Consider the following 12,340-nt stretch of genomic DNA (forward strand, 5'->3'; position numbering starts at 1 on the left):
CTACATTGCGCAACGATGATACATTGCACAATAATCACATCGTCATACACCCGGCTAATGCCTGCGCCAGCGCAGAGGGGTTTTCCCACGACATAGAGTGCCCCGCCGCAGGGATAATTTTTACCTCAACGCCTTTCTGTTGCAGATTTTTCACATCGTCATCCGGCAGAGAGAGCTCGCCAAAAATCAACGTTACCGGGCAAGGAAGTGACAGAAACTGCGCTTCCCATTCCGGTTCAACGCCCGCCACCAGGCTGGATGCACCGCGCCAGACGGCATAAGCCGCATTGCTCTGCAGGCACCCTGCCCACGCCGTTTTTTCTGCGCTGAGCATGGCGTCGTAACCCTGCTCCAGAAACTGTTGCTCGCTTTGCGCCGCGATTGACCGGCTGAACATCCCCCCACCCGCGTGAAAATTGGGTTCTGACACCATCAGCCCCTTCACGCGCGTAGCCAAAAGCCCCGCCGTTTCGATAGCAATACTGCCGCCCATGCTGTGGCCGTATAACCAGAAGGAATCCAGTTTAAGATGGTCAATCAGCTCCGCCACAACGTGCGCCTGGTCGGTGGTTTTGTAGCTGTAGTGCTCAGGCTTATCGCTGTAGCCGCTGCCGGGCAAGTCGATGAGAATCGCTCTGCGCGCGCCAAACAGCGGGTCACGAACGACGCGGGGATATTCATAGGAAGCGGCGCAGCCCAGCCCGTGAATGAACACCACGGGATCGCCGGAGCCGGGCAAGTCGTGCCAGCGCACGGTGCAACCGGCCTGCTGCGAGTAAAAACTGTTCATAAGCACTCCTTTTATGATGCACTGTGTATTTATACAGTCATCACATCAGGAATGCTATGTTCATCTTTTAAAACTGGAAGCGTGCTTCAGAAAAGCGAGACCAACAGCGCAACGGGAAAGCTCATTGGCCAGGTTGACCCCACCAGGAAAGCGCTCAGCAGGCGGATACGTTTGCGGTCTTTTGAGAGGAACCAGGTGATTAACGCGCAGATGGAAGCCATGATTGCGTAAAAAACCAACATCTTTTGATACAACGTCATTCTGTATACCAGAGCCGAAAAAATAACCGCACGCAATATGCGTCATATGTTGACACAGATCAAGTTTTTTCGTTACAGAATAACCACTTAAAAATTATGGCTAATAACAATTGAGTATCTTACGTAACACATCTGGCGGGCAAAGAGAACGCCTGACCGCGCAAGCGGACAGGCTAAGCGGATCAGTGTTTGATCATGACATGCCGGACAACCGTATAATCCTCAAGCCCGTAGATCGACATATCTTTCCCGTAGCCCGATAATTTCATGCCGCCGTGCGGCATTTCGCTCACCAGCATAAAATGGGTATTCACCCAGGTGCAGCCGTACTGCAGGCGCGCGCTCAGGCGATGGGCGCGCCCCACGTCTTTGGTCCAGACCGATGACGCCAGGCCGTATTGTGAGTCGTTTGCCCAGGCCAGCACCTGTGCCTCGTCATCAAACTCAGTGACGCTCACCACCGGGCCAAACACCTCGCGCTGAACGATGGCATCGTCCTGTTTTGCCCCCGCCAGCAGGGTTGGCTGGAAGTAGTAGCCCGCCCCCTCTTTTTTGCTCCCGCCGGTGACAACCCGGATATGGCCGAGCGCTTTCGCCTCATCGACGGCCTGACAGACGCGTGATAGATGGGCGGCCGAGCTGAGCGGACCGAGTTCGGTAGCCTCGTCCTCCGGGGCACCCATTTTAAGACTGGCAACCGCGGCGCCCAGCTTTTCCACCAGTTGGGCATAAATTCCCTTCTGGGCATAAATGCGGCAGGCTGCCGTACAGTCCTGCCCGGCATTGTAGAAACCAAACGTCCGCACCCCTTCGACCACCGCATCCAGATCGGCATCATCAAACACGATCACCGGCGCTTTGCCGCCCAGCTCCATATGGGTGCGTTTAATCGAGGACGCCGTATGGCCGATGATATGTTCCCCGGTCGCAATCGAACCGGTTAGCGAAACCATGCGGACCTTCTCGTGCCCGGTGAGCGGGTCGCCGACCGTTTTCCCGCGACCAAACAGCACGTTCAGAACGCCCGCCGGGAAGATATCTTTTGCCAGCTCTGCCAGCTTCAGCGCGGTCAGGGGCGTGATCTCAGAGGGCTTTATCACCACGCAGTTCCCTGCCGCCAGCGCGGGGGCCAGCTTCCAGGCTGCCATCATCAGCGGGTAGTTCCACGGCGCGATAGAGGCCACCACGCCCACCGGATCGCGGCGAATCATCGACGTGTGACCGTCAAGGTACTCGCCCGCTGCCAGACCGTTCAGGCAGCGGGCGGCCCCGGCAAAGAAACGGAAAACGTCGACCACCGCAGGAATTTCATCCCCCAGCGCGCAGTGCAGCGGCTTGCCGCAGTTGAGGGACTCGAGCCGGGCAAACGCCTCACCGTGCGCTTCAATCGCATCCGCCAGCTTCAGCAGGCACTCGGCGCGGGTTTTCGGCGTCGTTTGTCCCCACGCCGCAAAAGCACGGTCAGCCGCCAGCACCGCCGCGTCGACCTGGGCCGCTGACGCCTCAGCAATTTCCAGCAATACCTCTCCGGTGGCCGGGTTATAAACCGGCTGTTTTTCACCCTCTCCGGCAACCAGCTCACCGTTTATCAGCAGATGTTTTTGCATAGCATTTTCCTGTTGAATTCACTGTTATTTCCCGCTGCCGGCAATGTTTTCGCCGTCGCGGGTTAGCCACCAGGCTCCCAGAATGGGGATAGTTGTCACCAGCATCACCAGCAGAGCCACGACGTTGGTGACCGGCACGTCACGCGGACGCCCGAGCTGGTTGAGCAACCACAGCGGTAACGTGCGCTCGTGTCCCGCCGTAAATGTTGTGACGATGATCTCGTCAAACGACAGGGCAAACGCCAGCATTCCCCCGGCCAGCAGCGCGGAACCCAGATTGGGCAGCACCACATAGCGAAAGGTTTGCCACCCGTCAGCCCCGAGATCCATCGACGCCTCCACCAGGCTCCAGGAGGTGCGTCTGAACCGGGCAATCACGTTGTTAAACACCACCACCACGCAGAAGGTGGCGTGTCCGACCACGATGGTGAAAAACCCCGGCTCAAGATTGATCGTTTTGAAAGCCGTCAGCAGCGCCAGGCCGGTGATGATCCCCGGTAACGCAATCGGCAACAGCAGCAGCAGAGAGATCGCATTCTTGCCAAAAAACGCGCTTCGCCACAGCGCCGCTGCAGCAAGCGTGCCAAGCACAAGGGCTATCGCGGTAGAGAGCGCGGCAATCTGAAGTGACAACGTCACGGAATCGATGATATCGCCGCGCCCCGCCGCCACGCTAAACCACTTCAGCGTCAGCCCCTGCGGCGGAAAGCTGAAGGCGGCGTCCTCGGTGTTGAAGGCATAGGTCGCGATGATCAGCAGCGGGAAGTGCAGGAAGATGACGCCTCCCCACGCTGCCACTTTCAGGAACAGCGGTGCGCGTTCAGAGTGCATCGAATGCTCCCAGACGTTTCACGAACGCCAGATAAAGAGAAATCAGCACGATGGGAACCAGCGTGAACGCGGCGGCCATCGGCATATTGCCGATAGCGCCCTGCTGGGAGTAGACCATGTTACCAATGAAGTAGCCCGGCGGGCCGACCAGCTGAGGAACGATGAAATCCCCCAGCGTCAGGGAAAAGGTGAAGATTGAACCCGCCGCAATGCCCGGGATGGCCAGCGGCAGAACGACATAGCGGAACGTCTGCCGGGGACGCGCGCCGAGGTCGGCTGAGGCCTGCAGCAGCGAGGCCGGCAGGCGTTCCAGCGCCGCCTGGACGGGCAGGATCATAAACGGCAGCCAGATGTAAACGAAGACCAGAAACCGTCCCAGCCCGGAGGTGGACAAGGTGTTGCCGCCAATTGCCGGGAGCGTCAGGATTGAGGTCAGAATCGGCTCCAGGCCGAGATGGCTGAGAAACCACTGGGCCACGCCGTCCTTCGCCAGCAACAGCGTCCAGGCGTAGGCTTTGACGATGTAGCTCGCCCACATTGGCAGCATCACGGCGATATAGAAAAACGCTTTCCACTTGCCGCTGGTGTATCGCGCCATGTACCAGGCCATCGGGAACGCAAGGATGGCGCTGGCAATGGTCACCGCAATCGCCATCGTTAACGTGCGCAGGATGATGTCGTAGTTTGCCGGGTTGAAAAGCGCCTGAATGTTCGCCAGCGTGAGATCCGGCGTGACCGCCATGGTGAAATCGTCAAAGGTATAAAACCCCTGCCACAGCAGCGTCAGCAGCGATCCTAAATAGACGATGCCAAACCACATCAGCGGCGCAAGCAGAAGCAGGAACAGACCGAGCGACGGCTTTCGCCAGAACAGGGCCGTCACGCGGCTCAGACGGCCGCGCGGGGCGGGAGGATGCGCAACGCTCATATCCATTTCACCTCTCCTCGTGAAGGCGGATCATCGCATCGCGCGACCATGACGCCATGACCGCCTGCCCCGGCGCAATGCCGCTCAGCGGCGAGGCGTCACTGAAGTTAGCCTGGCTCACCAGCAGTTTGGCGCCATCGGCGAGCTTCAGCTCCAGACGCGTGGCAGCCCCCTGATACTGTACGGCCTGCACGACGCCCTGAACCTGAACGTCACCCTGTTCATTAAGGCGAATATGCTCCGGGCGCAGGGAAAAGGTGCCCTCCATGCCGCAAAGCGTCTGCGCAAGGCCCGCATCAAAAACGTTTGAGGTGCCGACAAAACCGGCGACAAACGGCGTGCGCGGACGCATGTAGAGATCGCGTGGGGTATCCACCTGCTCGATGCGCCCGTTATTGAACACCGCCACCCGGTCCGACATGGAAAGGGCCTCGCCCTGATCGTGGGTGACGAAAATAAAGGTGATGCCGAGTTCTTGTTGAAGCTTCTTCAGCTCGAACTGCATCTGTTCCCGCAGCTTGAGATCGAGCGCCCCTAAAGGCTCGTCCAGCAGCAGGACGCGCGGTTCGTTTACCAGCGCGCGGGCGATGGCGACACGCTGACGCTGGCCGCCGGAAAGTTGCGAAGGTTTGCGGGCGATGGCAAAGCTCAGGCCCACTTTTTCCAGAGCATCGCGGGCCTGGGCATGGCGTTTTCTCTTGTCGACGCCTTTGACCATCAGCCCGTAGGCGACATTGTCGAGGATCGACATATGCGGGAACAGCGCATAGTCCTGAAAGACGGTGTTCACGTCCCGTTCCCAGGGGGGCAGTTCGCTCGCCTCTTTGCCGAAGATGGAAATCGTCCCGCCTGACAGCTGTTCAAAACCGGCGATCAGACGCAGGCAGGTGGTTTTGCCGGAGCCCGAAGGCCCCAGCATGGAGAAAAACTCTCCGTCGCGGATCGCAATGGTGACCCCATCCACCGCCCGGACGTCGCCGTACAGACGGGAAACATTGTTAAACTCGACTGCGTACGTCATGTTCTGCTCCCGGGCAATTAACGACCGCCCATGATGGCGATGTAATCCTGCGTCCAGCGGCTGTAAGGCACAAATTTGCCGCCTTCTGCGATGGGGGTTTTCCAGAACATGATTTTGTCGAACTCGTTATACCCGTTTGTTTCGCAGCCTTTATCGCCCAGCAGCGTGCTGGCTTTACACCCTTCCGGCACCACGGGCAGGGAGCCAAACCATGCGGCCAGATCGCCCTGCACTTTCGGCGTCAGCGACCAGTTCATCCATTTGTAGGCGCACATCGGGTGTTTAGCCTGCGCGTGCAGCATGGTGGTGTCCGCCCAGCCTGTCACCCCCTCTTTCGGGAAGACGGTGGCAATGGGCTGGTTCTCGGCCTTCAGGGCATTCGCCTGATACGGCCAGGCGCTGGAGGCCACCACGCCCTCGTTTTTGAAATCGCTCATCTGGACGGTGGTGTCATGCCAGTAGCGGTGGATCAGCGCATGCTGGTCGCGAAGTACCTTAAGCACAGCGGCATACTGTGCTTCGGTGAGCTGGTACGGGTCTTTAATACCCAGCTGCGGCTGCGTGGCTTTAACGAACAGCGCCGCATCGGCGATGTAAATCGGGCCGTCATACGCCTGTACGCGTCCCTGATTGGTTTTACCGTCCGGCAGATCCTGTTTGGTAAAGACGACGCTCCAGCTGTCCGGCGGCGTCGGGAAGGTTTTGGTGTTGTACATCAGCAGGTTTGGTCCCCACTGGTACGGCGTGCCGTAGACTTTACCGCCGACGTTAAACCATTCCCCTTTCACAATCCGCTCGTCGAGGGTTTTCCAGTTGGGGATAAGATCGGGGTTAATCGGCTGGACGCGTTTGCCCATGATCAGCCGCAGGGAGGCATCGCCTGAGGCGGTCACCAGGTCATATCCCCCTTTCGCCATCAGGCTGACCATTTCATCCGACGTGGCCGCCGTTTTGACGTTGACCGCACACCCGGTCTCTTTTTCAAACTGGGTGACCCAGTCGTAGTTTTTATCCGTCTGCCCCCGCTCGATGTATCCCGGCCAGGCGATAATATCCAGTCGACCTTCCCCGTCGCCAATGGCCTTTGGTGGTTCTGCGGCTTGCGCTGTCATGATAGTCATGCCGAGCGCGCACAGGCTGCTGCGGGCAAATTTTTTGCTCATAAGAGTTACTCCTGTCGCAATGAAATTTAGCGGCAGCCGTGCCGTAAAAATATCTCCCTTATTAAACGTAGACCGCGCAAATGCGCCGCACCGTTCGGCTTCAGGAAATTTCATCAAGGTGTGACCGAGGGCGCATTCCCCGTTAACTGGATTATAGACAAGGGGTTAGGCGCGAGAGACGGTATGCAGATTTCCTATGACGGGTCACCGCGAAATAGTCGCAGCGCCGTCATCAGGATAAGAATTGATTATTTAAATAACGGAAAAAGGATTATTCCAGCATCGTGCTAATTAATTTTCCTAACTGAATGACCGCCTGCTCTTCCCGCTCTCCCCAGGCCCAGGAGGTATTAAAACGAAAGAACGGCGTCCACGCGTCAGAGGTGGAAAACATTTTTCCGGGAGCAATGCTGATATGGTGCGTTAAGGCCTTTTCGCTCAGCAGCCCCGCGTCCAGCTGCGCCGGCAGTTCCAGCCATAAAAAGTAGCCACTGTCGTTATGGTGAATTTTAACGCCTGCAGGCATATGGCGAAGAAGTGACTGCCAGGCCTGCTGCTTTCGCTCGGCCAGCGTACGCCGCAGGCGGCGCAGGTGGGCGTCGTAGCGTTTGGTCGCCAGGTAATCCACCAGCGCCAGCTGCATGGGAGAACTGGTTGAAAGCGTGCTCATCAGCTGCAGCTGCTGAATGCGCCGCGCGTGTTTTCCTGCCGCCACCCAGCCGATGCGAAAACCGGCCACCAGACATTTTGAAAAGGACGAGCAGTGTAGCGTCATGTCCTGACGATCCCACGCTTTCGCCGGGAGCGGCTTTTCACGTCCAAAATAGAGCTCGCTGTAGACGTCATCTTCAATCAGCGGGACGTTGTGCTGGGTTAACAGGGCGACAAGCTGGGCTTTTTTCTCCGCGCTCAGCGTGAAGCCGAGCGGGTTTTGGCTGTTAGTCATGATCCAGCAGGCTTTAACCGGGTATTCATTCAGCGCCTGCTCTAAGGCATTGAGATCGATCCCCTCGCGAACGTCCGTCGCAATCGACAACGCTTTGAGCTTCAGGCGTTCCAGCGCCTGCAGCGCACCGTAAAAACAGGGGTTTTCGACAATCACCCAGTCACCCGGCTCGGTTACCGCCTGAAGGCTAAGATTCAGCGCTTCGAGCGCGCCTGCGGTGATCACGATCTCTTCCGGGGAGATGTTCATCCCCTGCTGCGCGTAGCGGCGGGCAATGGCGTGGCGGAGATCGACGTTTCCCGGCGGCAGGTTCTCAATCACGCTCATCGCCGTCGCGGTTTTGCTGACGTTTGCCAGCGAACGGTTGAGCTGCTGAAGCGGGAAAAGCCTGGGGTCGGGAAACGCGGAAGCAAAAGGAACAACGGACGGGTCGCGGCTGGCCTGTAAGACGTCGAAGATGTAGGTATTGATATCCACCGCTTCGTCACGCATCACCTGAGCGGGTGGCGCAGGCTGTTGTGCGGTCGGGCGCGAGGCAACGTAATAGCCCGACTGCGGTCTGGCGACAATGCGCCCCTGACTTTCCAGCATCTGATACGCGTGGCCAACGGTCATAAAACTCATGCCGCTGCTTGCCACCTGCTCTCGCAGGGAAGGCAGCTTATCGCCCGGCAGCCATACGCCAAGCTCAATCTGCGAGATTATTTGTTGCGCCAGACGCTGGTATTTTTTCATCAGATTCTCCTTAAGACCGACAGTGTATATCAGCAGGAGAAAAAGAGAAGATTTAGCGAACTGTTATAGTCTGGAAGATGATTTACTTACGGTATTCGGTCACGTGGCTCTGAGCGGAACGCGCGGCGGCCAGGTGGTCGAGCGTGATCATCGACGATTTGCAAAAAATGCATTTCGCGCCAAACGGGTTTTTCTCAGACACATCAAAGGCTGAGGTACGGTACTGCGAGCCATGACAGCATGGGCAGCGAAAATGGATATATGAAGTCATAGGTTTCTCCTGAAACGTAAAAACGTAAATTACTAATGGGCCGATTGGGCATAATGGTTTTAAACAAAACGAATCGGAATGTAGATAAAGACCCAAGAGAGGCTGCGGAGAGGCACAACGTGATGAGAACTGCTTTATAAAACTACGTCAGATATTTATTTGGACTCAAAACCAGAAGGCCATTAACGCACGACGCTGACGACAAAGCAAGCGGTTTAATGCGGAAAAATCATAAAAAGAATATTTTTATTCCACAACGGCGAGGTATATCAGATGGCTAAAGCGTGAAATTTACGCCAACTGTTATGGTTAAAATTCGCTTTTCTGCGTCTGCTCGTCCGATCTTCGCCCCTATACCATAACAGCACACCGTTTGACATTGAGGCTGTGCATGTTTGGTTTAGATGCTTTTCACCTTGCGCGGATACAGTTTGCCTTTACCGTATCCTTCCACATTATTTTCCCGGCCATCACCATTGGTCTCGCAAGCTACCTTGCCGTACTCGAAGGGCTGTGGCTGAAAACAAAAAATCCGGTATGGCGCTCGCTGTACCATTTTTGGTCGAAGATTTTTGCCGTCAACTTTGGCATGGGCGTGGTCTCCGGGCTGGTGATGGCCTACCAGTTTGGCACCAACTGGAGCGGCTTTTCGCAGTTTGCGGGCAGTATTACCGGCCCGCTTCTGACCTATGAAGTGCTTACCGCCTTCTTCCTCGAAGCCGGGTTCCTCGGCGTGATGCTGTTCGGCTGGAATAAAGTCGGGCCGAGGCTGCACTTCTTTTCCACCTGCATGGTGGCACTGGGGACCATTATCTCCACCTTCTGGATCCTCTCCTCCAACAGCTGGATGCAAACCCCGCAGGGCTATGAGATCGTCAACGGTCAGGTGGTACCGGTGGACTGGTTCGCCGTGGTGTTTAACCCCTCCTTCCCTTACCGCCTGCTGCACATGTCGATAGCCGCGTTCCTGAGCAGCGCCCTGTTTGTTGGCGCATCCGCGGCATGGCATCTGCTGCGCGGGAATAATACCCCCGCCATCCGGGCAATGTTTTCAATGGCGCTGTGGATGACGCTGATTGTCGCGCCCCTCCAGGCCATGGTGGGCGATATGCACGGGCTGAACACCTTAAAGCACCAGCCCGCGAAAATTGCCGCCATTGAAGGGCACTGGGAAAACCCGCCGGGCGAGCCTACCCCGCTACTGCTGTTTGGCTGGCCGGATATGGAACAGGAGCGCACCCGCTTTGGGCTCGAGATCCCGGCGCTGGGAAGCCTTATTCTGACACACAGTCTGGATAAACAGGTTCCGGCGCTCAAAGAGTTTCCAAAGGAAGACCGCCCAAATTCCACCATCGTCTTCTGGTCGTTCCGCATTATGGCTGGCCTGGGCATGCTGATGCTGCTGCTTGGGGTAACGGCACTCTGGCTGCGCTATAAAAAGCGCGTTTATTCATCGCGCCCTTTCCTGTGGTTTGCGCTGCTGATGGGGCCATCCGGGCTGATTGCCATTCTGGCCGGGTGGATCACCACCGAAGTGGGCCGCCAGCCGTGGGTGGTCTATGGGCTCCAGCGCACGAAGGATGCGGTTTCTGCCCATGGCGATTTGCATATGAGCGTGAGCCTGCTGGCCTTCTTCGTCGTTTACACCTCGGTATTTGGCGTGGGTTACAGCTATATGGTGCGCCTCATCCGAAAAGGCCCGCAGCCGCATGAATCTTTCGCCACCGAGTCCGACGGACGTCCGGCGCGCCCGCTTTCTGCCGTCACAACTGAACATAAGGAGCAGCCGTAATGGGTATCGATCTTTCCATTATCTGGTTTGTGATCATCGTCTTTGCCACGCTGATGTATATCGTGATGGACGGTTTTGATCTGGGGATTGGCATTCTGTTCCCGGCCACGCAGAACGCCGACGATCGCGATGTGATGGTTAACAGCGTCGCGCCGGTCTGGGACGGGAATGAAACCTGGCTGGTGCTTGGCGGGGCCGCCCTGTTCGGCGCCTTTCCGCTGGCCTACGCCGTGATTATCGATGCCCTCACCATTCCGCTCACATTAATGCTGATCGGTCTTATTTTTCGTGGCGTAGCGTTTGAGTTTCGCTTTAAAGCCACGCCAGCACACCGTCCTTTCTGGGATAAGGCGTTTATAGGCGGTTCCATTCTGGCGACGTTTACCCAGGGCGTGACGGTGGGCGCCGTCATTAACGGCTTTACCGTCACCGGCCGGGCCTATACCGGCGGCCCCTTTGACTGGTTTACCGCGTTTAATCTGTTTTGCGGCGCGGGCCTGGTGGTGGCCTACGCGCTGTTAGGCTCGACCTGGCTGGTAATGAAAAGCGAAAATGCATTGCAACAGCGGATGCGTCAGGTATCGAAGACCCTGTTACTCGTACTGCTGGCGTTTATTGCGGCGATCAGCCTCTGGACACCGCTGGCGCAGCCGGCCATCGCGGCGCGCTGGTTTACGTTGCCGAATCTGTTCTATCTGCTGCCCGTCCCGGCCCTGGTGGTGATTTTTAGTTTGTATCAGTGGCGCTGCCTGAATAATCCCGACAGCCATAGCCGACCGTTTATCCTGACGCTGGGGCTGATCTTCCTCGGCTTTAGCGGGCTTGGGATCAGCATCTGGCCGCACATCATTCCACCGTCAATCACCCTGTGGCAGGCCGCCGCACCGACGCAAAGCCAGGGCTTTATGCTGGTCGGCGCGCTGTTGATCATTCCCGTTATCCTGGTCTACACCTTCTGGAGTTACTACGTTTTTCGCGGCAAAGTTCAGCATGGGGAGGGTTATCACTGATGCAACAACCGGTCTGGAAAAGATTACTGTGGCTGGCCATTATCTGGGGCGGCAGCGTACTGGCGCTGGCTGCGGTCAGTATGCTCTTCCGTATGCTGATGACGGCGGCAGGGTTTAAATCACATTAACGTCATCCCGGGCAACCGCTGCGTTGCCCGGCTCCTCCCCGCACTTTCAGATAAACCCCATTAACGCATGGCAGAGTATCGTTACACTGGAAAAAGATTCACAGTGTTTATAGTTTGAGAAGAAAAATGAAAAAGCTCATTGCGTTAAGTGTTATCAGTCTTGTCCTTACCGGCTGCGTTAATCCGGGTAAAGCCTCCGTTCAGCCGGAGCAACTTAAGAACCACCGCTTTGTGCTGGAAAGTGTGGACGGTAAGGCCGTGAAGACCGCGACAACGCAACCTGAGATCGGTTTTAGCGCACTGCCAGATATCAGCCTGGTGAATAACATCAGCGTTTCTGGCCAGATGTGTAACCGCTTCAACGGACAGGGGAAATTGTCCGAAGGCGAGCTGAAGGTGAAAACGCTGGCCATGACGCGCAAGCTCTGTAGTGAGCCGCAGCTTAACGAGCTGGATCAGGCCATCGGCGACATGCTGCGCAAAGGTGCGCAGGTCGACCTGACTGAAGACCAGTTAACGCTGGCGACAGCCGATAAAACGCTGATGTTTAAGCGTGCAGAATAATCAGTAGTTACCGCAAGTTCCAACGGCAAGCGACTGTTCACTGCAGCGTTTGCCGTTTGGCAAGGCGCACATCCCGATAGCTGAACCATCAAGCTGGCGAGCTACCGACAGCGAACCGCCAATCATCGCGCAGTTGGCCTGACCGGAGCTGGACATCGCGGCTTTCATACCCGGCACCACATGCGCGGCCGTTGCCTGCTGGACAGGTTCACTGCTGCATGCCGACAACAATAATGCGGCACACCCTACCAAAAATGCTGAGCGCATGCTCTCTCCCCCATGAATAATGCGAAA

General features: G+C 57.0%; 14 protein-coding genes. 4 read left to right on the forward strand and 10 right to left on the reverse strand.

The window, feature by feature from the left end; translation table 11 throughout:
• Positions 1 to 34: 34 nt before the first annotated feature.
• The 9 genes from C6A40_RS09815 to ymcF all read right to left on the reverse strand — a co-directional run bounded on the left by C6A40_RS09815 (position 35) and on the right by ymcF (position 8,552).
• Positions 35 to 790, reverse strand: coding sequence for an alpha/beta fold hydrolase (locus C6A40_RS09815; protein WP_045334837.1), 756 nt, complete (start codon positions 788 to 790; stop codon positions 35 to 37).
• A gap of 86 nt (positions 791 to 876) precedes the next feature.
• Positions 877 to 1,050, reverse strand: a complete 174-nt coding sequence (locus tag C6A40_RS09820; RefSeq protein ID WP_013096478.1) for a GhoT/OrtT family toxin — start codon at positions 1,048 to 1,050, stop codon at positions 877 to 879.
• 182 nt (positions 1,051 to 1,232) lie between these two features.
• The gene (gene patD / locus C6A40_RS09825; RefSeq protein WP_045334839.1) at positions 1,233 to 2,657 is read right to left on the reverse strand and encodes an aminobutyraldehyde dehydrogenase; all 1,425 of its coding nucleotides are present in this window, start codon (positions 2,655 to 2,657) and stop codon (positions 1,233 to 1,235) included.
• Between the two features lie 24 nt (positions 2,658 to 2,681).
• Positions 2,682 to 3,488 carry an ABC transporter permease gene (locus tag C6A40_RS09830; RefSeq protein ID WP_021240250.1) on the reverse strand — a complete coding sequence of 269 codons (807 nt, stop codon included), beginning with the start codon at positions 3,486 to 3,488 and terminating at the stop codon, positions 2,682 to 2,684.
• Complete coding sequence (locus C6A40_RS09835; RefSeq protein ID WP_021240251.1) at positions 3,478 to 4,422, reverse strand: ABC transporter permease; 945 nt, start codon at positions 4,420 to 4,422, stop codon at positions 3,478 to 3,480. The genes C6A40_RS09830 and C6A40_RS09835 overlap by 11 nt, the downstream gene beginning before the upstream one ends.
• Position 4,423: 1 nt before the next feature.
• Entirely contained in the window at positions 4,424 to 5,437 is a 1,014-nt protein-coding gene (locus C6A40_RS09840; protein WP_045334841.1) for an ABC transporter ATP-binding protein, read from the reverse strand.
• Positions 5,438 to 5,454: 17 nt separating this feature from the next.
• On the reverse strand, positions 5,455 to 6,600 hold the full coding sequence (ydcS, locus tag C6A40_RS09845; RefSeq protein WP_023344246.1) for a putative ABC transporter substrate-binding protein YdcS: 1,146 nt from the start codon (positions 6,598 to 6,600) through the stop codon (positions 5,455 to 5,457).
• Between the two features lie 271 nt (positions 6,601 to 6,871).
• On the reverse strand, positions 6,872 to 8,281 hold the full coding sequence (locus tag C6A40_RS09850) for an aminotransferase-like domain-containing protein (RefSeq protein ID WP_021240253.1): 1,410 nt from the start codon (positions 8,279 to 8,281) through the stop codon (positions 6,872 to 6,874).
• Between the two features lie 82 nt (positions 8,282 to 8,363).
• Positions 8,364 to 8,552 carry a cold shock small protein YmcF gene (gene ymcF / locus C6A40_RS09855; protein ID WP_008501286.1) on the reverse strand — a complete coding sequence of 63 codons (189 nt, stop codon included), beginning with the start codon at positions 8,550 to 8,552 and terminating at the stop codon, positions 8,364 to 8,366.
• 391 nt (positions 8,553 to 8,943) lie between these two features.
• Between ymcF and C6A40_RS09860 the strand changes: the two genes are divergently transcribed.
• The 4 genes from C6A40_RS09860 (at position 8,944) to hslJ (ending at position 12,046) form a co-directional block, all read left to right on the forward strand.
• Positions 8,944 to 10,344: a cytochrome ubiquinol oxidase subunit I gene (locus C6A40_RS09860; protein ID WP_021240254.1), complete on the forward strand. Its 1,401-nt coding sequence runs from the start codon at positions 8,944 to 8,946 to the stop codon at positions 10,342 to 10,344.
• A complete protein-coding gene (gene cydB, locus C6A40_RS09865) occupies positions 10,344 to 11,354 on the forward strand; it encodes a cytochrome d ubiquinol oxidase subunit II (RefSeq protein WP_032652069.1) in 1,011 nt (336 codons plus the stop codon). The genes C6A40_RS09860 and cydB overlap by 1 nt, the downstream gene beginning before the upstream one ends.
• Complete coding sequence (locus C6A40_RS09870) at positions 11,354 to 11,482, forward strand: DUF2474 domain-containing protein (protein WP_008501283.1); 129 nt, start codon at positions 11,354 to 11,356, stop codon at positions 11,480 to 11,482. The genes cydB and C6A40_RS09870 overlap by 1 nt, the downstream gene beginning before the upstream one ends.
• A 126-nt stretch (positions 11,483 to 11,608) precedes the next feature.
• Positions 11,609 to 12,046: a heat shock protein HslJ gene (hslJ, locus tag C6A40_RS09875; RefSeq protein WP_008501282.1), complete on the forward strand. Its 438-nt coding sequence runs from the start codon at positions 11,609 to 11,611 to the stop codon at positions 12,044 to 12,046.
• Here the strand turns inward: hslJ and C6A40_RS09880 are convergent, their stop codons facing one another.
• Positions 12,047 to 12,313 (reverse strand): putative hemolysin, encoded by a 267-nt coding sequence (locus tag C6A40_RS09880; protein ID WP_008501281.1) that lies wholly within the window; start codon positions 12,311 to 12,313, stop codon positions 12,047 to 12,049.
• Positions 12,314 to 12,340 lie beyond the last annotated feature (27 nt).

It is taken from the genome of Enterobacter sp. GER_MD16_1505_Eko_090, from assembly GCF_003331015.1.
Taxonomy (GTDB): Bacteria; Pseudomonadota; Gammaproteobacteria; order Enterobacterales; family Enterobacteriaceae; genus Enterobacter; species Enterobacter roggenkampii.

What these genes read in the sequence shown, in the direction of transcription:
- ydcS (WP_023344246.1), bottom strand. Translation starts at nt 6,600, where the DNA reads ATGAGCAAAAAATTTGCCCGCAGCAGCCTGTGCGCGCTCGGCATGACT.
- patD (WP_045334839.1), bottom strand. Translation starts at nt 2,657, where the DNA reads ATGCAAAAACATCTGCTGATAAACGGTGAGCTGGTTGCCGGAGAGGGT.
- cydB (WP_032652069.1), top strand. Translation starts at nt 10,344, where the DNA reads ATGGGTATCGATCTTTCCATTATCTGGTTTGTGATCATCGTCTTTGCC.
- C6A40_RS09815 (WP_045334837.1), bottom strand. Translation starts at nt 790, where the DNA reads ATGAACAGTTTTTACTCGCAGCAGGCCGGTTGCACCGTGCGCTGGCAC.
- C6A40_RS09850 (WP_021240253.1), bottom strand. Translation starts at nt 8,281, where the DNA reads ATGAAAAAATACCAGCGTCTGGCGCAACAAATAATCTCGCAGATTGAG.
- ymcF (WP_008501286.1), bottom strand. Translation starts at nt 8,552, where the DNA reads ATGACTTCATATATCCATTTTCGCTGCCCATGCTGTCATGGCTCGCAG.
- C6A40_RS09840 (WP_045334841.1), bottom strand. Translation starts at nt 5,437, where the DNA reads ATGACGTACGCAGTCGAGTTTAACAATGTTTCCCGTCTGTACGGCGAC.
- C6A40_RS09880 (WP_008501281.1), bottom strand. Translation starts at nt 12,313, where the DNA reads ATGCGCTCAGCATTTTTGGTAGGGTGTGCCGCATTATTGTTGTCGGCA.
- C6A40_RS09830 (WP_021240250.1), bottom strand. Translation starts at nt 3,488, where the DNA reads ATGCACTCTGAACGCGCACCGCTGTTCCTGAAAGTGGCAGCGTGGGGA.
- hslJ (WP_008501282.1), top strand. Translation starts at nt 11,609, where the DNA reads ATGAAAAAGCTCATTGCGTTAAGTGTTATCAGTCTTGTCCTTACCGGC.
- C6A40_RS09870 (WP_008501283.1), top strand. Translation starts at nt 11,354, where the DNA reads ATGCAACAACCGGTCTGGAAAAGATTACTGTGGCTGGCCATTATCTGG.
- C6A40_RS09820 (WP_013096478.1), bottom strand. Translation starts at nt 1,050, where the DNA reads ATGACGTTGTATCAAAAGATGTTGGTTTTTTACGCAATCATGGCTTCC.
- C6A40_RS09860 (WP_021240254.1), top strand. Translation starts at nt 8,944, where the DNA reads ATGTTTGGTTTAGATGCTTTTCACCTTGCGCGGATACAGTTTGCCTTT.
- C6A40_RS09835 (WP_021240251.1), bottom strand. Translation starts at nt 4,422, where the DNA reads ATGGATATGAGCGTTGCGCATCCTCCCGCCCCGCGCGGCCGTCTGAGC.